Below are 19,009 nucleotides of genomic sequence, written 5' to 3' on the forward strand. Positions count from 1 at the left end.
TCATGTGGGCGCTCACACTCGAGGGAGAGTAATGCTCCGCAGATTGCGGCGGCCCATGGCCGTGCTCGCCGCCTTGGCGCTGTGCTCCGCCGTCCCGGTCGCCGTGGTGCCGGCCGCCTTCGCCGACACCGATCCGGCGCTGGCCGGGCACTGGGCCTTCGACGACGGCAGCGGGACGACGGCCGCCGACACCGCGGGCAGCCACCCGGCGACGCTGAACGGCGGCGCGGGCTGGGGTCCGGGCATCCGCGGCGGAGCGTTGACGACCGACGGTGTGAACGGCTTCGCCGACGCGGGCGCGCCCGTGCTCGACACCACCAAGAGCTTCTCCGTGAGCAGCTGGGTCAAGCTCGGCAAGACGTCCGGCTTCCAGACGTTCGTCAGCGTCGACGGCACCCAGGTGAGCAACTTCTTCCTGCAGTTCCGCGACGACTCCCGCCGGTTCGCCTTCACCCGCCTGGCCGGGGACGCCCCGACCGACGGCGTCGTCGCGTCGGCGAACTTCGACCCCGTCGCCGGCCAGTGGTACCAGCTGACCGGCGTGTACGACTCGGCGGCGTCGACGCTGTCGCTCTACGTCGACGGCACCCGCCAGGCCACCGTCGCGGCGCCTGCCGCCTGGGCGGGCACCGGCCACCTGGTTGTCGGCCGCGGCAAGTACGGCGGCAACCCGGTGGACTTCGTCGACGGCACGATCGACGACGTCCGCGCCTACTCGGGCGCCGTGACCGCGGCCGGCGCGGCCCGCCTGGCCATCGCCGGGCACTGGGGCCTCGACGAGGGCACCGGCACCACCACGGCGGACGACTCCCTCGACGCGCGCACCGCCACCCTCACCGGCGGCGCGACCTGGGGTGACGGCGTCGTCGGTCCGCACGGTGCCGTCCTGAACGGCACCGACGCCGCGGTCGACGTCCCGGCCCCGGTCGTGGACACCGCGCAGAGCTTCTCGGTGTCGGCCTGGGTCAAGCCGACCGCGGCCACCGGCTTCCGGACCGCCGTCAGCATCGACGGTTCGACGATCAGCGGCTTCTACCTCCAGCGCGCCGCCGACGGCCGCTTCGCCTTCACGCGCCGCGCAGGCGACGGCGACACCGCGTCATCCTCCGCGGTGTCGACGTTGCCCGCACAGGCCGACCAGTGGCAGCACGTGGTCGGCGTGTACAACCGGGCCGCGGGGACGCTTTCCTTGTACGTCAACGGGACCCTGCAGCAGACCGTCCCGTTCACCACGCCGTGGACCGCGTCCGGGCACTTGGTGATCGGCCGCGGCAAGTGGGCGGGCAACCCCGCCGACTGGTTCGCCGGCGGTGTCGACGACGTCCGCGCCTACCCGGCGCCGCTGACCGCGTCCGCGGTCGCCGCGCTGGCCGCGAGCGGCTCGTGGCACTTCGACGAGGGCGCCGGCACGGTCGCCCGCGACGCCTCGGCGAACGCTGCCGACGGCACGCTGCGCGGTGCCACGTGGACCGCGGGGGCGGCGGGCAAGGCCGTGCAGCTCGACGGCAAGTCCACTGTGGACATGGGCACCTCGCCCGCGTTCGACACCGGCACCGGCTCGCTGTCGCTGGCCGGCTGGTTCCGCACCACCGCGGCCGGCACCTTGGTGGACCACGGCAACGGCTACGCCCTCGGCGTGACCGGCGGCAAGCTCACCGCCCGCGTCGGCACGATCCAGGTGACCACCACCGGCGGCGGCCTGGCCGACGGGAACTGGCACCACGCCGCCCTGGTCCTGGACCGCGCTTCGCAGCGGCTCACCGTCTACGCCGACGGCGACGCGTCCGCGGTCACCAGCACCTGCGGGACGCCGACCGGCACGACCCTGGACGTCTCCGCTTGCCCGGCTTCGGGTACCGCGGCGGCGCCGTTCACCGTCGGGTCCGGGTTCACCGGCGCGGTGGACGAGGTCGAACTGCGCCGCTTCCCGCTCACCGCGGCCCAGATCGGCACCCTCGCCGGGGCCAACCAGCTCGCTGTGGACGCCAACGTCGTCCGCGCGAACACCCGGCCGACGACCTACGGCTCGATCCTCGAGGACATCAGCCACTCCGTCGAAGGCGGGCTCTACGCCGAGCTCGTCCGCAACCGCACGTTCAAGGAGGGCTACCAGCCCGGCAGCGGCGCGGGCAACACGCCGGTGCCGTACTGGTCGCTGCTCACCTCGGCGGGCGCGACCGGTGCCTACTCGGTCGACACCGCCACTCCGCTGAACACCGCGCTCGACCGGTCGCTGAAGCTGCACGCCGACGTGGTCCCGGCCGCGGGCCGGGTGGCCGCCGCGAACGTCGGCTTCTACGGCGTCGCCGCGAAGCCGTCGACCAAGTACACCGGCAGCTTCTTCGCCAAGGGCACGTGGACCGGCGGCGTCCGGGTCAGCATGGAGAAGCCGGACGGCACGGTGCTGGCGAGCAAGGACGTCCAGCCGGTCGGCGCGAACTGGGCGCAGCAGACGTTCAGCTTCACGACGCCGTCGACGATCACCGCGTCCACCGACAACCGGATCGTCGTGTCGCTGGTCAACAAGGGCAAGAAGGCACTGAGCGGGGACGCCTGGTTCCAGCAGGTGTCGCTGTTCCCGCCGACCTTCAAGAACCGCGCCAACGGCGTCCGCGCCGACCTCGGGCAGAAGCTCGCGGCGATGAAGCTCGGCCTGTTCCGCGTCCCCGGCGGCAACTACCTCGAGGGCAATACCCTCGACACGCGCTTCGAGTGGAAGAAGACCATCGGCGCGCTTGAACAGCGGCCCGGCCACCAGAACACCGCGTGGGGCTACTGGTCCACCGACGGCTTCGGCATCCTCGACTACCTGAAGCTGTCCGAGGACATCGGCGCCCAGCCGTTGCTCGCGCTGTTCGCCGGTTACACCCTCAACGGCCAGCACGTCGACCAGGCCGACTACCCGCAGTACGTCCAGGAAGCCCTCGACGAGATCGAGTACGCCATCGGCGACAGCTCGACGACGTGGGGCGCCAAGCGGATCGCCGACGGGCATGCGGCGCCGTTCGACCTGCACTACGTCGAGGTCGGCAACGAGGACTGGTTCGACGGCTCGGGCAGCTACGCCTGGCGCTTCACCGACATGAACAACGCCATCAAGGCGAAGTACCCGCAGCTGACCGTCATCGCCACCACCGGCGGCCTGCAGGGCGGGGCCGCGTCGAGCACGTCGACCGGGGTGCGCCCGGACGCCGCGGACGACCACTACTACCAGTCGCCGCAGTGGTTCACCGACAACTCGACCCGGTACGACACCGCCGACCGGTCCGGCCCGGACATTCTCGTCGGCGAGTACGGCGCCCAGGACGGCCGGCCCACCGGCACCCTGGCCGCCGCCATCGGCGAGGCTGCGTTCCTGACCGGGCTCGAACGCAACAGCGACGTCGTCATCGGCTCGATGTACGCGCCGGTGCTGGTGCACGAGAACCAGGCCAACTGGCCGGTCAACCTGATCGGGCTCGACGCCGGGAGCAGCTACGGCTCGCCGTCGTACTGGGTGCAGCAGATGTTCTCCAGCACCCTCGGCAAGCAGATCGTGACCAGCCGCCTCAACCAGGGCAGCCCCCTACGGCAGGTGGTCAACGTGACCACGAAGAGCGGAAGGAAGACCTTCACGGTCAAACTCGTCAACCCGACCGGGCAGGTGCAGACCGCACGGCTGGCGCTCACCGGCGTCACCGCCGTCGACGGCACCGGCACGCTCACCACACTCACCGGCGATCCGGCGGGACGCAACAGCCTCGCCGCGCCGGCCACCATCGTGCCGCAGACCAGGGAGATCACCGGCCTGGCCGCGACGTCGAAGCTGACGTTGCCGGCCAACTCCGTGACGACGCTGGTCCTCACCGGCCGCTAGAACCCCGGGACGCGGCGCGTTTACCGCCGCCCGCGCCGCGTCCCGGTACCAACCAGGAGGGAGGACACCGTGGGAGAACCACTCACCGTCGGCGTCGACTTCGGCACGCTGTCGGGCCGCGCGGTGGTCGTGCGCGTGGCTGACGGGGCCGAACTCGGCTCCGGCGTTTTCGAGTACCCGCACGGGGTGCTCGACGAGACGCTGCCCGGCACCGGCCGCGCACTGCCGCCGGAATGGGCGCTGCAGGTGCCCGCGGACTACGTCGGAGTGCTCCGCAACGCCGTACCGGCGGCGCTGCGGGACGCCGGCGTCGACGCGGGCGACGTCGTCGGCATCGCCACCGACTTCACCGCGTGCACGATGGTGCCGACGACCGCGGACGGGACGCCGCTGTGCGAACTGCCCGAGTTCGAAGGCAACCCGCACGCGTACGTGAAGCTGTGGAAGCACCACTCGGCCCAGCCGCAGGCCGTGCGCATCAACGAGCTGGCCCGCACCCGCGGCGAGAAGTGGCTCCCGCGCTACGGCGGGCTGATCTCGTCGGAATGGGAGTTCGCCAAGGCGCTCGAGCTGTTCGAAGAGGCGCCGGAGGTCTACGCCGCGATGCGGCACTGGGTCGAGGCCGCCGACTGGATCGTCTGGCAGCTCACCGGGACCTACGTCCGCAACGCCTGCACGGCCGGCTACAAGGGGATCCTGCAGGACGGCCAGTACCCGAGCCGTGACTTCCTCCGCGAGCTCGCCCCCGGCTTCGAGTCCTTCGTCGCCGACAAGCTCGAGCACCCGCTGGGCCAGCTGGGGTCCCGCGCCGGTTCGCTGACCGCGGAAGCCGCGGCCTGGACCGGGCTGCCCGAGGGCATCGCGGTCGCCGTCGGCAACGTCGACGCGCACGTCACCGCGCCCGCCGCCCAGGCCGTCGAGCCCGGGCAGATGGTGGCGATCATGGGCACCTCCACGTGCCACGTGATGAACGGCGCCGAGCTGCGCGAGGTCCCCGGCATGTGCGGCGTCGTCGAAGGCGGCATCGTCGCCGGGCTGTGGGGGTACGAAGCCGGGCAGAGCGGCGTCGGCGACATCTTCGGCTGGTTCGTCGAGCACGGCGTCCCGGCGTCGTACGCGAGCCCCGACGGCGTGCACGAGCACCTCACCCGGCTCGCCGCCCAGCAGGAGATCGGCGAACACGGCCTGATCGCCCTGGACTGGCACAGCGGCAACCGGTCGGTGCTGGTCGACCACGAGCTCTCCGGCGTGGTCGTCGGGCAGACGCTCGCCACCCGCGCCGAGGACGTCTACCGCGCGCTGCTGGAGGCCACCGCCTTCGGCACCCGCAAGATCATCGAGACGTTCAACGCCGCCGGCGTCCCGGTCACCGAGCTGATCATCGCGGGCGGGCTGACGAAGAACGCGCTGCTGATGCAGATCTACGCCGACGTCACCAACCTCCCGCTGTCGGTGATCGGCTCGGCGCAGGGACCGGCGCTCGGGTCGGCCATCCACGCGGCCGTCGCCGCCGGGGCCCACGCCGACATCCGCGTGGCCGCCGCCGCGATGGGCTCGGTCGAGCGCGCGGTGTACCGGCCGGTGGCCGCGCACGTCGCCGCCTACGACGAGCTGTACGCCGAATACACGGAACTGCACGACTACTTCGGCCGTGGCGGCAACGATGTCATGCACCGTCTCGCCGCCCGCCGCCGTGCCGTTTCCCAGGCCGTCTCCCAGGTCGTCGCGAAAGGACAGTCCTGATGTCGCTGACCGGTGAAGTCCTCGACACCGTCGCCGAGCTGCGGGAGACCGTGGCGAAGCTGCACGGCGAGCTGACCCGCAACGCGCTGGTCATCTGGACCGCGGGCAACGTCTCGGCGCGCGTCCCCGGCCGTGACCTGCTGGTCATCAAGCCCTCGGGCGTGTCCTACGACAACCTGTCCGCCGACACGATGGTCGTCACCGACCTGCACGGCGAGCTCGTCGAAGGCGACCTCGCGCCGTCGTCCGACACCGCCGCGCACGCCTACGTCTACCGGCACATGCCGGAGATCGGCGGGGTCGTCCACACGCACTCGACCTACGCCACGGCGTGGGCGGCCCGTGGCGAGCCGATCCCGTGCGTGCTCACGATGATCGCCGACGAGTTCGGCGGGGAGATCCCGGTCGGGCCGTTCGCCCTGATCGGCGACGACTCCATCGGCCGCGGCATCGTCGAAACGCTTCGCTCCAGCCGGTCGCCGGCGGTACTGATGCGCAACCACGGCCCGTTCACCGTCGGCCGCACCGCGCGTGACGCGGTCAAGGCCGCGGTGATGGTCGAGGACGTCGCCCGCACCGTGCACAAGGCCTTCGAGCTCGGTACGCCCGAACCCCTGCCGCCCGAGGACGTCGACCGGCTCTACGCCCGGTACCAGAACGTCTACGGCCAGCACTGAACTCTCTCGAGGAGAACGATGACCCGCGCGTCGAAACCCCAAGTCTGGTTCCTCACCGGCAGCCAGGGACTCTACGGCGAGGAGACCCTGGAGCAGGTGGCCGGCCAGTCCCTGCACATCCAGCAGCTGCTGGCCGCCTCCGGCGGGCTGCCCGCCGAGATCGTCGGCAAGCCGGTGCTGACCGAGGCCTCGGCCATCCGCCGGGTGCTGCAGGAAGCGAACACCGACGCCGACTGCGTCGGCGTGATCGCGTGGATGCACACCTTCTCGCCCGCGAAGATGTGGATCACCGGCCTGGACGCCCTGCGCAAGCCGCTGCTGCACCTGCACACCCAGCTCAACGAAGCCCTGCCGTGGTCGACCATCGACATGGACTTCATGAACCTCAACCAGGCCGCGCACGGCGACCGTGAGTTCGGGTTCATCCAGACCCGGCTCGGCGTGCCACGCAAGACCGTGGCCGGCCACGTCTCCGACCCGGCCGTCGTCGCGCGGATCGACGCGTGGGCGCGGGCCGCGATCGGTGCCGACCACCTGCGGAACCTGCGGCTGGCCCGGTTCGGCGACAACATGCGCGACGTCGCCGTGACCGAAGGCGACAAGGTCGAGGCCGAGCTGCGGTTCGGCGTCTCGGTCAACACCTACGGGGTGAACGACCTGGTCGAACGGGTCGATAGTGTGTCTGATGTGGACGACCTGGTCGCGGCCTACGCCGATGCGTACGCGGTGGTCCCGGAGCTGGCGGCCGGGGGAGCGCGGCACGAGTCGCTGCGCTACGCGGCCAAGATCGAGGCCGGGCTGCGGAAGTTCCTCACCGACGGCGGCTTCGGCGCGTTCACCACGAACTTCGAGGACCTGGGCGGGCTGCGGCAGCTGCCCGGCCTCGCCGTGCAGCGGCTGATGGCTGACGGCTACGGCTTCGGCGGCGAAGGTGACTGGAAGACCTCGGCGCTGCTCGCCGCGGTCAAGGCGATGGGCGTCGGCAAGAGCCTCGGCACGTCGTTCATGGAGGACTACACCTACCACTTCGGGCCGGGCACGCCGAAGATCCTCGGCGCGCACATGCTGGAGGTCTGCCCGAGCATCGCGTCGGCGAAGCCCTCGTGCGAGATCCACGCGCTCGGCATCGGCGGCCGCGAGGACCCGGTCCGGCTGGTGTTCGACGCCACGCCCGGGCCCGGCGTCGTCCTCGGCCTGGTCGACCTCGGCGACCGGTTCCGGCTGGTGGCCAACGAGATCGAGGTCGTCGCGCCGGACGAGCCGCTGCCGAAACTGCCCGTCGCGCGGGCGGTCTGGGAGCCGGCGCCGTCGCTCTCGACGTCCGCGGAGTCGTGGATCACCGCGGGCGGCCCGCACCACACCGTGCTCACCCAGGCCGTCGGCACGGAAACCCTCCGCGATTTCGCGAACCTGCTCGGTGTCGAGCTCCTGGTCATCGACCAGGACACGACCCCGCACGGCTTCGCCGATCGCATCCGCTGGAACCAGGCTTATCACCGGCTCGCCCAAGGTTTCTGACTCGGCACTTTCACGTGAAAGTGCCGGGTTGTTCAGAAAGGAAGAAGGAACAATGAAGTTCAGCAGAGGAATCGCGGCCGTCGCCGCCGCGGGGCTCGTGCTCACGCTGTCGGCGTGCGGCTCGAGCCAGAAGACCGCGGACCAGACGGCGGCGCCCGGTGCCGCCGGCGCGGCGGGCGGCCTGGTCGGCGTCACCATGCCGACCAAGTCGTCGGAGCGCTGGATCCACGACGGCGACAACATCAAGTCGGCGCTGGAGAAGCTCGGCTACAAGGTCGACCTGCAGTACGCCGAGAACGACATCCCCACCCAGGTGAACCAGATCGAGAACCAGATCACCAAGGGCGCCAAGCTCCTGGTCGTCGCCTCGATCGACGGCACCGCCATCACCACCCAGCTGCAGGAGGCGGCCGACAAGAAGATCCCGGTCATCGCCTACGACCGGCTGATCCGCAATTCACCGAACGTCGACTACTACGCCACCTTCGACAACTTCAAGGTCGGCGTCGAGCAGGCGAACTCGCTGGTCAAGGGCCTGGGCACGGGCGCGGGGCCGTTCAACATCGAGCTGTTCGCCGGTTCGCCGGACGACAACAACGCCACCTTCTTCTTCAACGGCGCGATGTCCGTCCTCAAGCCCCTGATGGACAGCGGCAAGCTGGTCGTCAAGAGCGGCCAGACCGACTTCGCCCGCGCGGCCATCCTCCGCTGGGACCCGGCCACCGCGCAGCGCCGCATGGAGGACCTGCTCACCAAGACCTACACCGGTGGCGCGAAGGTCCAGGGCGTGCTCTCGCCGTACGACGGCCTGTCCATCGGCATCCTGTCGGCGCTGAAGAGCAACGGCTACGGCACCGGCGGCCAGGCGTACCCGATCGTCACCGGGCAGGACGCCGAGGTCGCCTCGGTCAAGTCCATCATCGCCGGTGAGCAGTACTCGACGATCTTCAAGGACACCCGCATCCTCGCCGACACCACCGTCAAGATGGCCGACGCGGTGCTCAAGGGTGGCAAGCCCGAGGTCAACAACACGAAGGACTACGACAACGGCAAGAAGGTCGTCCCGTCGTACCTGCTGCAGCCGGTCACCGTGGACAAGACGAACTACCAGAAGGAACTCGTCGACTCGGGCTACTACACGGCAGGTCAGCTGAAATGACCGAACTGCTCGGCATGCGCGGGATCACCAAGACCTTCCCCGGGGTCAAGGCGCTGTCGGACGTCACTCTTTCCGTGCGCCGCGGGGAAATCCACGCGATCTGCGGGGAGAACGGCGCCGGGAAGTCCACCCTGATGAAGGTGCTCTCGGGCGTCTACCCCCACGGGTCGTACGACGGCGAGATCACCTTCGACGGGCAGCGGTGCGAGTTCGGGTCGGTGCGCGACAGCGAACGGCGCGGGATCGTGATCATCCACCAGGAACTCGCGCTGTGCGGACAGTTGTCGATCGCGGAGAACATCTTCCTCGGCAACGAACAGGGCAAGCGCGGCTGGATCGACTGGAATCGCACCAATCACGAGGCCGGCGCGCTGCTCAAGCGCGTCGGCCTCGCCGAAAACGCCACGCGGGCGGTGCAGGAACTCGGTGTCGGCAAGCAGCAGCTCGTCGAGATCGCCAAGGCGCTGTCCAAAGAGGTCAAGCTGCTGATCCTCGACGAGCCCACCGCGGCGCTCAACGACGACGACTCGGCCCACCTGCTCGAGCTGCTGCGCGGGCTGCGGGACGAGGGCGTCACGTGCGTGATCATCTCGCACAAGCTCGGCGAGGTGACGGCGATCGCCGACACCGTCACGATCCTGCGTGACGGCAAGACGATCGAAACGCTCGACGCGGCGGAGCTGACTGAAGAGCGCATCATCACCGGCATGGTCGGCCGTGACCTCGAGCACCGGTTCCCGCCCCGGGAGCCGGAGATCGGCGAAGAGGTGCTGCGGATCGAGGACTGGACCGTGCACAGCCCGACCCAGGCCGGGCGGGTCGTCGTCGACCACGCGTCGCTTTCGCTGCGGCGCGGGGAGATCGTCGGCCTGGCCGGGCTGATGGGCGCGGGCCGCACCGAGCTCGCGATGAGCGTGTTCGGCCGGTCGTGGGGCAAGGACATCTCCGGCCGGATCTTCAAGCACGGCCAGGAGATCGACGTCCGGTCGGTGCGGGAGGCCGTCCGCCACGGCATCGCCTACGCCACCGAGGACCGGAAGCGCTACGGGCTCAACCTGATCGAGGACATCCAGCGCAACGTGTCCGCGGCCGGGCTGGGCAAGCTGGCCAAGCGCGGCTGGGTCAACGAGCACGCCGAGCACGACACCGCCAACCGGTACCACCGCGACCTGCGGATCAAGGCGCCGAGCGTGCAGAGCGTGACCGGGAAGCTCTCCGGCGGCAACCAGCAGAAGGTCGTGCTGGCCAAGTGGATCTTCACCGACCCGGACGTGCTGATCCTCGACGAGCCGACCCGCGGCATCGACGTCGGCGCGAAGTTCGAGATCTACACGATCATCAACGAACTGGCCGCGCAGGGGAAGGCCGTGCTGGTCATCTCCTCCGAGCTGCCGGAGCTGCTCGGGCTCTGCGACCGGATCTACGCGCTGTCGGCGGGCCGGATCACCGGCGTGGCCGAGCGCGAAGAAGCCACTCAGGAACTGCTGATGCAGTACATGACTAAGGAACGGGAATGACCACGACCGAAGCGCGGCCCGCCGTGCCCCCGGTTGAGCGCTCCAAGCGGAGGATCTCGATCAACCCGCGCCAGAGCGGCATCTACGTCGCGTTCGCGCTGATCGTGGTGCTGTTCGAGGTGCTCACCGGTGGCGCGCTGCTGGAGCCGCAGAACATCTCCAACATCATCGTGCAGAACAGCTACGTGCTGATCCTCGCGATCGGGATGATCCTGGTGATCATCTCCGGGCACATCGACCTGTCCGCCGGGTCGGTCGTCGCGATGACCGGCGCGGTGTCGGCGGTGCTGATGGTGAACTCGCACGTGCCGTGGTTCGTGGCGGTGCTGATCACCCTCGTCGTCGGCGCGGCGATCGGCGCGTGGCAGGGCTACTGGGTCGCCTACTTCGGCATCCCGGCGTTCATCGTGACGCTCGCCGGCATGCTGGCGTTCCGGGCACTGACCCTGTCGGTACTGGGCAACCAGGGCATCGGCCCGTTCCCGGACGCGATCCGGACGCTGTCGAACGGCTTCACCGACGGCTACCTGGGCAACATCGCCCTCGGCCCGCTCGGCGGCGCCGACCTGGTGTCGGTGCTCGCCGGCGTCGCCGCGGTGGCCGGGATCGTGTTCACGCAGTGGCGCAAGCGGGCCGGTCGGCTGGGCTACGGCCAGGAAGTCGATCCCTTCCCGGTCTTCGTGCTCAAGATCGCCGGGATCGCGGTGCTGGTGCTCGCGCTGGTCGTGCAGCTGGCGCGGTTCAAGAACCTGCCGTGGGTGCTCATCCTGCTCGCGGTGCTGGTGCTCGGCTACTCGCTGGTGGCCGGGAAGTCGGTGTTCGGCCGGCACATCTACGCCGTGGGCGGCAACCTGCAGGCCGCGACGCTCTCGGGCGTCAAGGTCAAGCAGGTGACGTTCTGGATCTTCGTCAACATGGGCGTGCTGGCCGCGCTGGCGGGCATCATCTTCGCCGGCCGGCTCAACCAGGCGGGCCCGACGGCCGGTGTCAACTTCGAGCTGGACGCGATCGCGGCGGCGTTCATCGGCGGCGCGGCCGTCCAGGGCGGCGTCGGCAAGGTGGTCGGCGCGATCACCGGTGGCCTGATCATGGCCGTGATCAACAACGGCATGTCCCTGATCGGCGCGCCGAGCGAGCGGGTCATGCTGGTGAAGGGCGTCGTCCTGCTCGCGGCGGTGGCCTACGACATCTGGACGAAACGCCGCGCGGCTTCCTGAGCGTGCCGGCCGGCGTAAAGGGGCTTTCCTCGTTCGCGGGGAAAGCCCCTTTCCGTGTCGTTCAATGAATTCGACGGAAAGTGATTTTCGAACTTCTCGAACGGGCTCGGTAATGCTTGACCACGCGCTGACGGTGCGGTCATAGTCTTGGTGAATCCCTCACCGACGACAGGACGTGACCATGCACAAAGTCGTGCGTTCCCTGGTGGTTTCCTTGGCCGTGGCCGCTTCGGTCGCCACCTCGGCAGGTGTCGCTTCGGCGGCGACCTGGTCGTCTTCGGACAAATGGGCGACCTGGTCCAACGGCGGCTACACGATCCGCAACGACGTCTGGGGCAGCGGGGCCGGCCCGCAGACCATCTGGGCGAACTCGTACAGCAATTTCGGGGTCTGGTCGGACCAGCCGAACACCGGCGGGGTGAAGACCTACCCGCACTCGGCGAAGAACGTCGGCAAGAAGCTCAGCGCGCTCGGGAAGGTTTCGAGCAGTTTCAACGTCACCCGCCCCGGCAGCGGCGCCTACGAGACCGCGTATGACATCTGGGCGGACAACAACGCCTACGAAACCATGCTCTGGATGGACAAGCAGGGCGCGGTCGGGCCGCTGGGCAGCAAGCAGGTCACCGCGACCGTCGGCGGTCACACCTGGGACGTCTACAAGGGATCGAACGGCTCGAACGCGGTGTTCTCGTTCGTCCGCACGTCGAACACGAACGCCGGGACGGTCGACGTGCTGGCCGTGCTGAACTGGATCAAGGCGCGCGGCTGGTTCGGGGACGTCACGCTCGGCGAGGTCCAGTTCGGCTTCGAGATCACCTCGTCGCCGGGTGGCCTGAACTTCACGACGAACAGCTATTCCGTCACCAGCTCCTGAGTGGAGGGTCGCGTGCGCCGGTTCGTCCTCGCGGTGGTCACCGCGCTGCTGTGCTGCTGGTGTGTCCCGGTGGTGGCGGCGGCGGCCCCGGGTCACCCCCGCACCGAGACGGTGCTCGGCGGTGGCTGGCGGTTCCACCTCGGCGACGTCACCGGCGCCGCGGCCCCCGGTTTCGACGACACTTCCTGGGCGCCGGTCACGGTGCCGCACACGTGGAACGCGGCGGACGGCGCCGACGGCGGCGGGAACTACCGGCGCGACGTCGGGTGGTACCGGACCCGGCTGGCCGTCCCGGCCGGGGACCGGCGGGTCTTCCTCCAGTTCGACGGCGCGAACCTGGTCACCGACGTCTACGTCGACGGCCGGCGCGCCGGGCGGCACGAGGGCGGCTATTCCGGGTTCCGCTTCGACGTCACCGCGCTCGCGCCCGCCGGGCGGACGGTGTCCGTCGCGGTGGCGGTCGACAACCGGAAGAACGCCGGCGTCGCCCCGCTCGACGGCGACTTCACCCTGTTCGGGGGCCTCTACCGTGACGTGAAACTCGTCGTCACCGACCCGGTGCACGTGGACGCGCTCGACTACGGCGGCCCGGGTGTCTCGGTGCGGCAGCGGGCGCTGACGCCGGCGGCCGCCGACCTCGAGGCGACCACCAGGGTCACCAACGACACGGCCGTGCCGCGGCGGATCCCGGTCCGGACCGTCGTCCGGGACGCCGCGCGCCGCGTCGTGGCGGTCTCGGCGGGCGCGGTCACCGTCGGGGCAGGCTCGACCGTGCCGGTGACCTCCGCGCTGCGCGTGCGCGACCCGCACCGGTGGAACGGCGTGCGGGACCCCTCCCTGTACTCGGTCACGGCGGAGGTGGGCGGGGACGCGGTGACCGTCCCGCTGGGACTGCGCACCTTCGCCGCCGACCCCGTCCGCGGGTTCCTGCTCAATGGCGTCCCGTACCCGCTGCACGGGGTGAACACCCAGCTGCCCAGCCGTCCGGACCGCGGCACCGCGGTGCCGGCGGCCGACATCGACGCCGACTACGCGCTGATCGCCGAGCTGGGCGCGAACGCCGTCCGGATGGCCCACTACCAGCACTCGCCGCGCGAGTACGACCTCGCCGACCGGCTCGGCCTGGTGGTGTGGACCGAGGTGCCGCTGGTCGGGTTCGTCACCGATTCGCCGGCCTTCACCGCGAACGCCGAGACGCAGGCGCACGAGCTGGTCCGCCAGAACGCGAACCACCCGTCGGTGGCGATGTGGGGCCTGGGCAACGAGCAGTACGTCTCCAGCCCGGCCGCCAACGCCGTGCTCGCCGCGGCCCGGGCCGTGTTCCGCGCCGACGATCCGGACCGCCTCACGACGTACGCCCACTGCTGCCTGTCCGACACCGACGCCCTGGCCGGGCACGCGGACCTGACCGGCTACAACCGCTACTACGGCTGGTACGTCCCGGGCGCCGCGAACCTGGGGACGTGGGCCGACGACCTGCACCGGGCCGACCCTGGTCGGCGGATCGCCGTCTCGGAATACGGGGCGGGCGCGAGCGTCCGGCAGCACGAACAGCACCCGGCCCCGCCGGTACCCGGCGGGCACTGGCACCCCGAGGAGTACCAGGCGGAGGTCGCCGAGACCTCGTGGCGCGCGATCGAGGCGCGTCCGTACCTCTGGGGCAGCTTCGTGTGGGTGATGTTCGACTTCGCTTCGGACGGGCGGAACGAGGGCGACCGCCCGGGGATCAACGACAAGGGCCTGGTGACCGGCGACCGGCTGACCGCAAAGGACGCCTTCTACTGGTACCAGGCGAACTGGTCGTCCCGTCCGGTGCTGCACATCACCTCCGCCCGCGACACGGTCCGGACCACCGCCACGACCGACGTCAAGGTCTACGCCGGCACCGCGCCGGTGAGCCTTTGCGTCAACGGCGTCCCGCTCGGCACCCGGCTTCCGGGTGACCACATCGCCGTCTGGTCCGCCGTCGCCCTGAACCCGGGCCCGAACGTCGTCCAAGCGACCGCCGTCCAGAACGGCCACCTGCACACGGACACGGTCACCTGGTTCCGGCAGTCCTGATGTTCGTGAAGGCCACCTTGAGGAACTTCAAGTTCCTCAAGGTGGCCATCACGAGCTTTCAGCCGGTCACTGGTTACAGCGCTTGCCGGTGTTGATGCAGTTGACGGCCTGGTTCATCAGGCGCTGGCCCATGACGTTGGCGAAGTCGTCGTGGTCCGAGCGGGGGTTGTGCTTCTCCTGCGCGAAGGCGTCCACTTTGTACTGGCCCTTGAGCTGGATGTCCCGCGGGATGTTGTAGACCAGCTTGATCACCAGCTGCGGCACGTTCTTGAAGCCCTGGGGGCAGCGGCCCTGCTGGTCGGAGAACACGATGTGCGTGCGGTGGTTGGTGCTGTCGATGTTCTTGCCGTCCCAGCAGTTCGGGAAGGCGTGGATGCGCTCCACCTTGCTGTTCGCCGGGCAGATCGGGTACTTGTCGGTCAGCCGGTCCTCGAACCCGGTGCAGGTCCAGCTCGCCCGGGCGTTGGCCGGGCCGTTGGTGCTCTGCTTGGCGTCGCCGTAGAGGATGCGGAGGAACTGCGGCATCGCGACGACCTTGCCCGCGCCGCCGCTGGTGAACGTGATCGTCGCCGACTGGACGCGCTGGATCTCGCCGTCGTTGTCGCCGACTTCGTTCTTGTCGTTCACGCCGGGCAGCTCAGCGGGCTGGCCGTTGCTGTTGCCGCCGCCGTTGTCGAGCCCGCCCTTGCCGTTCTGCTTGAGCACGCACGGGGCGAGCCCGCCCAGGTTGGTCGGCTTCGCGGCGCGGCGGCCGATGGCGATGGCGATCCGGTCGATGGTGGCGACCCGCTTGTCCTTGAGCGGGCCGACGACGGCGTTCTGGATGTCCTGCGGCGTCTTCAGGTCGCCGTTCGCGATCCGCTTGTTCGCCTCGTCGATCTGCGTGTCGAGCAGGTCGAGGTTGCGGTTCACCTCGTCCATCGCCTGGTCCGGGACGTCGGGGAGCTTGCTCGCGACGTCCGGGCAGTCGACCTGGGCGCTGGCCTTGTCCTTCGCGCTTTGCGCGCGGTCGCTCTTCGGGTCCTTGCCCGGCGGGTTCTTCTCGGCGTCGCCGGTGTCGATGCGGACGACGGGCCAGAAGTAGGCGGACTTGTCGCCGTTCTTGCAGGTGGTGCCGGACTTGACGAGGCTCTTGTTGTTCGAGTCGGCGTTCGCCGACAGGTTGCCGACGTAGTCGTGCAGGTGCTGGGCGCCGTTCTTGATCCCCGGCTGCGCGATGAAGTTGTCGGGGTTGAAGTGCTGGTTTTCGTTGCGGCCGCAGTCCACGGTGAACGTGCCGCGCGCGCCCTTCTGCTGCAACGCCTTGTTCACGTTGGAGCCGGCGGGGACCTTCGTGATGTCGACGAAGAAGGACTTGTCGGCGGGGTCGGCGCTCGCTTCGCCGGTACGCCCGGCCGTGGTCGCGACGACGATGCCCCCGACCGCGATCGCGAGGGCGAGGCCGCCGGTCGCGATCTTCGTGCGGCGGGTGATGCGATGTCTGCCCGTGGCGGGGGAGCGGGTGGTATTCCGGGCCATGTTCACCTCGTTCGGTTTTCCGGGCACGCCGAAGACAGCTGCGTGCCCGGTCGGGAAACGCGCGGAACCCGGGGAGCGGCATCGGCACGCGGGATCGGGGGATCGCGCCCGGTGTCACTTGGTTCCGGCATTGGGGGGAACGGCTGCCGCCGGGGGGTGGTTCAAGCCGCGACCTTGCCGTTACCTGTTCGTTATTTATGGAAGGCGAACAAAGTTCACGTCCACCGGTGTGATCGCTAACATCACCCCATGTCCGTGGACGACGCAGGTCCCGACGGCCCGCTCCGCGCGCCGGTCCTCCACCCGCGGGGCACCCTGGGGGTGATCGCCACCGCGGCCACCGTGACGGGGCCGGTGCTGCACGGTCTCCGCGCGGCCGCCCGCGAGCAGGGGTACGAGGTCAGCGTCTTCAGCGTGACCGGCCACAGTGGCGCGGCGGTGATGGCGGCCGTGGCGGGACTGAGGCTGCAGGGCGTGGCGGGGATCATCGTGCTCGACGCCCGGCTCGTCGCCGAGATGGCACCGGTCCCCGGCATCCCGCTCATCCCGGCCGCGTCCACCGGCCAGTACGAAGGCGCGCGCCGCGCCACCGAGCACCTCCTGGCGCTCGGTCACCCGACGGTCTGGCACCTGGGCGGCCCCGAAGAGGGGACGATCGCCCGCGCCCGCGAGCGCGGCTGGCGCGAAACCCTCGAACGCCACGGCGCGGAGATCCCCCCGGTGGTCCGCGGCGACTGGTCCGCCCGCTCCGGCTACCGGGCCGGGCAGTCCCTGGCCGTCGAACCGGGCGTCGGCGCGGTGTTCTCGGCCAACGACCACATGGCACTCGGCCTGTTCGCGGCCTTCGCCGAAGCGGGGATGCGGGTCCCCCGCGACGCGCACGTGGTCGGCTTCGACGACGTCCCCGAGGCGGCCTACTTCGCACCCCCGCTGTCCACGGTCCGCCAGGACTTCATCGCGGCGGGCCGCCAGACCCTGGCGGTGCTCGAGGCCCGCATCGACGGCGTCCCGGCCCCGATGCGCGGGACGGTCGAGGCCGAGCTGGTGGTCCGGGAGAGCAGCCGCTGCCTCCGAGGCAGCTAGAGCCGCGCGTCCGAGGTTCGTTGACGGCGCGGCGGCGAGGGCGAACGTCCTGAATGACTCATTCAGGTCTTCGGAGGTCCTGGGCTTGACCCGGTTTGGCGGACACCTCTCATCAGGGACGCAAGCCCCTGAGAACGGATGTCCCTCATCATGGAACCCGTGGCCAAGAAGAAACCCCGCGCCCGTCAACGACCCCGGCGGGTGTTCACACCTGAGTTCAAAGCGCAGATCGTTGAGCTGGTGCAGCGCGGCGAGCGAACCGTCCCGGAGGTGGTCCGGGACTTCGAGCTGACCGACTCAGTGGTCCGCAAGTGGATCGTCCAGGCCGAACGCGACGCCGGGACCCGCACCGACGGGCTGACCAGCGACGACAAGACCGAACTCGCCGCCCTCCGGAAAGAGAACACACGGCTGCGGGAAGACGTGGAAATCCTCAAACGAGCGACAGCTTTCTTCGCGAAGGAGACCCGGTGAACGTTTACCCGTTCATCGAGGCGGAGAACGCCAGCGGCAAGGGCACTGTCAAGCGTGCCTGCGCGCTGCTCAAGGTCTCCCGTGCCGCCTACTACACCCACCGCGCAGGCCCGTCCGCCCGCGAACTGACCGACACCGCCCTGACCGACCACATCGCGCAAGTGCACGAGGAGTCCCGCGGCACCTACGGTTCACCGCGGGTGCACGCCGAACTGCAGGCCCAAGGCCACCGCCATGCCCGCAAACGCGTCGCCCGGCTGATGCGCCAAGCAGGCCTGGCCGGACGGACACCGAAACGATGGCGCACCACCACCATCGCCGACCCCGCCGCCCCGGCCCGCCCGGACCTGATCACCCGCGACTTCACCTGCCACCCCGAGAACATCAACACGCGGTGGTGCGGCGACATCACCTACATCCCCACCTGGGAAGGCTGGCTCTACCTGGCCACCGTGATCGACCTCGCCTCCCGCAAGGTCATCGGCTGGGCCACCGCCGACCACCTGCGCACCGACCTCATCGACCAGGCCCTGCGTGATGCGCTCACCCAGCGCCGCCCCGCTCCCGGGGTGATCTTCCACTCCGACCGCGGCTGCCAGTACACCTCCGCCCAGTTCGCCCGCACCGCCACCGACGCCGGCGTCCGGCTCTCGGTCGGTCGCACAGGCCAGTGCTGGGACAACGCGGTGGCCGAGTCGTTCTTCGCGACCATCAAAACCGAACTGCTCGACCGGCAACCTTGGCCGACCAGAACCCGCGCTCACCAGGCGATCTTCAGCTACATCGAAGGCTGGTACAACACCCGCCGCCGGCACTCCAGCCTCGGCTACCTCAGCCCCAGCGCCTACGAAACAACCACTCACCCGGCTACCGAACCTCAGGTAGCCTGATCTCACTCATCGACCCTGTCTGCCCAAACGGGGCAAGCCCAGGTCTTCGGAGGTCCTGAATGAGTCATTCAAGACCTTGGGGCCGGGCTATCGGGCCGCGCGCGAGGGCTAACCGGCCAGCAGCCGGACGGCGAGCGCGGACTCCTCGAGGGCCGGGTCCTGGCGCAGGATCGCGATCTCGAGGTCACGCAGCCGCTGGTTGGGGTCGATGCCGAGGTTGTCGGCCAAGGCCGCGCGCAGCCTGCGGTAAACGCCGAGCGCGTCGGCCTGCCTGCCGGTGCGGTACAGCGCGAGCATCAACTGCGCGTGCACCTGCTCGTCGAGCGGGCGCGCGAGGGCCAGCCGCTCCAGTTCCGGTTCGAGCTGGGCGTGCTCGCCGAGGGTGAGCCTGGCTCGGATCAGGGCCAGCTGGGCCCGGGTGC

Annotated in this window: 14 protein-coding genes; 12 read left to right on the forward strand and 2 right to left on the reverse strand. The window is 70.0% G+C overall.

Features of this window, described 5'->3' with window-relative positions; all coding sequences use genetic code 11:
- Nucleotides 1-31 precede the first annotated feature (31 nt).
- The 9 genes from A3CE_RS0148515 to A3CE_RS0148555 all read left to right on the forward strand — a co-directional run bounded on the left by A3CE_RS0148515 (nt 32) and on the right by A3CE_RS0148555 (nt 14,622).
- Nucleotides 32-3,856, forward strand: a complete 3,825-nt coding sequence (locus A3CE_RS0148515) for a LamG-like jellyroll fold domain-containing protein (RefSeq protein WP_026469592.1) — start codon at nt 32-34, stop codon at nt 3,854-3,856.
- 69 nt (nt 3,857-3,925) lie between these two features.
- Nucleotides 3,926-5,599 (forward strand): ribulokinase, encoded by a 1,674-nt coding sequence (araB, locus tag A3CE_RS0148520; protein WP_020647381.1) that lies wholly within the window; start codon nt 3,926-3,928, stop codon nt 5,597-5,599.
- Nucleotides 5,599-6,276: an L-ribulose-5-phosphate 4-epimerase gene (locus A3CE_RS0148525; RefSeq protein ID WP_020647382.1), complete on the forward strand. Its 678-nt coding sequence runs from the start codon at nt 5,599-5,601 to the stop codon at nt 6,274-6,276. The genes araB and A3CE_RS0148525 overlap by 1 nt, the downstream gene beginning before the upstream one ends.
- 18 nt (nt 6,277-6,294) lie before the next feature.
- Nucleotides 6,295-7,794: an L-arabinose isomerase gene (araA, locus tag A3CE_RS0148530; protein ID WP_020647383.1), complete on the forward strand. Its 1,500-nt coding sequence runs from the start codon at nt 6,295-6,297 to the stop codon at nt 7,792-7,794.
- 52 nt (nt 7,795-7,846) lie between these two features.
- Nucleotides 7,847-8,953 (forward strand): multiple monosaccharide ABC transporter substrate-binding protein, encoded by a 1,107-nt coding sequence (gene chvE / locus A3CE_RS0148535; protein ID WP_020647384.1) that lies wholly within the window; start codon nt 7,847-7,849, stop codon nt 8,951-8,953.
- Nucleotides 8,950-10,470 carry a multiple monosaccharide ABC transporter ATP-binding protein gene (gene mmsA, locus A3CE_RS0148540; RefSeq protein ID WP_020647385.1) on the forward strand — a complete coding sequence of 507 codons (1,521 nt, stop codon included), beginning with the start codon at nt 8,950-8,952 and terminating at the stop codon, nt 10,468-10,470. Before chvE ends, mmsA begins: the two co-directional genes overlap by 4 nt.
- On the forward strand, nt 10,467-11,687 hold the full coding sequence (gene mmsB, locus A3CE_RS0148545; protein ID WP_020647386.1) for a multiple monosaccharide ABC transporter permease: 1,221 nt from the start codon (nt 10,467-10,469) through the stop codon (nt 11,685-11,687). The genes mmsA and mmsB overlap by 4 nt, the downstream gene beginning before the upstream one ends.
- 181 nt (nt 11,688-11,868) lie before the next feature.
- Complete coding sequence (locus tag A3CE_RS0148550; RefSeq protein WP_026469593.1) at nt 11,869-12,561, forward strand: glycoside hydrolase family 12 protein; 693 nt, start codon at nt 11,869-11,871, stop codon at nt 12,559-12,561.
- A 12-nt stretch (nt 12,562-12,573) separates the two neighbouring features.
- A complete protein-coding gene (locus A3CE_RS0148555) occupies nt 12,574-14,622 on the forward strand; it encodes a glycoside hydrolase family 2 protein (RefSeq protein ID WP_211231883.1) in 2,049 nt (682 codons plus the stop codon).
- 66 nt (nt 14,623-14,688) lie between these two features.
- Here A3CE_RS0148555 and A3CE_RS0148560 read toward each other — a convergent pair whose 3' ends face one another.
- The gene (locus A3CE_RS0148560) at nt 14,689-16,140 is read right to left on the reverse strand and encodes a DUF1996 domain-containing protein (protein ID WP_020647389.1); all 1,452 of its coding nucleotides are present in this window, start codon (nt 16,138-16,140) and stop codon (nt 14,689-14,691) included.
- A gap of 249 nt (nt 16,141-16,389) precedes the next feature.
- Here A3CE_RS0148560 and A3CE_RS0148565 point away from each other — a divergent pair, with 249 nt between their 5' ends.
- From A3CE_RS0148565 to A3CE_RS0148575, 3 genes are all read left to right on the forward strand, one after another.
- Complete coding sequence (locus tag A3CE_RS0148565; RefSeq protein WP_020647390.1) at nt 16,390-17,223, forward strand: substrate-binding domain-containing protein; 834 nt, start codon at nt 16,390-16,392, stop codon at nt 17,221-17,223.
- Nucleotides 17,224-17,382: 159 nt separating this feature from the next.
- Nucleotides 17,383-17,697: a transposase gene (locus tag A3CE_RS0148570; protein WP_169523903.1), complete on the forward strand. Its 315-nt coding sequence runs from the start codon at nt 17,383-17,385 to the stop codon at nt 17,695-17,697.
- The gene (locus A3CE_RS0148575) at nt 17,694-18,587 is read left to right on the forward strand and encodes an IS3 family transposase (protein ID WP_020638208.1); all 894 of its coding nucleotides are present in this window, start codon (nt 17,694-17,696) and stop codon (nt 18,585-18,587) included. Before A3CE_RS0148570 ends, A3CE_RS0148575 begins: the two co-directional genes overlap by 4 nt.
- A gap of 108 nt (nt 18,588-18,695) precedes the next feature.
- Here A3CE_RS0148575 and A3CE_RS57625 read toward each other — a convergent pair.
- Nucleotides 18,696-19,009, reverse strand: a 314-nt coding sequence (locus A3CE_RS57625) for a BTAD domain-containing putative transcriptional regulator (RefSeq protein ID WP_020647391.1), incomplete at its 5' end; no start/stop codon positions are given.

It is taken from the genome of Amycolatopsis balhimycina FH 1894, from assembly GCF_000384295.1.
GTDB classification, from domain to species: domain Bacteria; phylum Actinomycetota; class Actinomycetes; order Mycobacteriales; family Pseudonocardiaceae; genus Amycolatopsis; species Amycolatopsis balhimycina.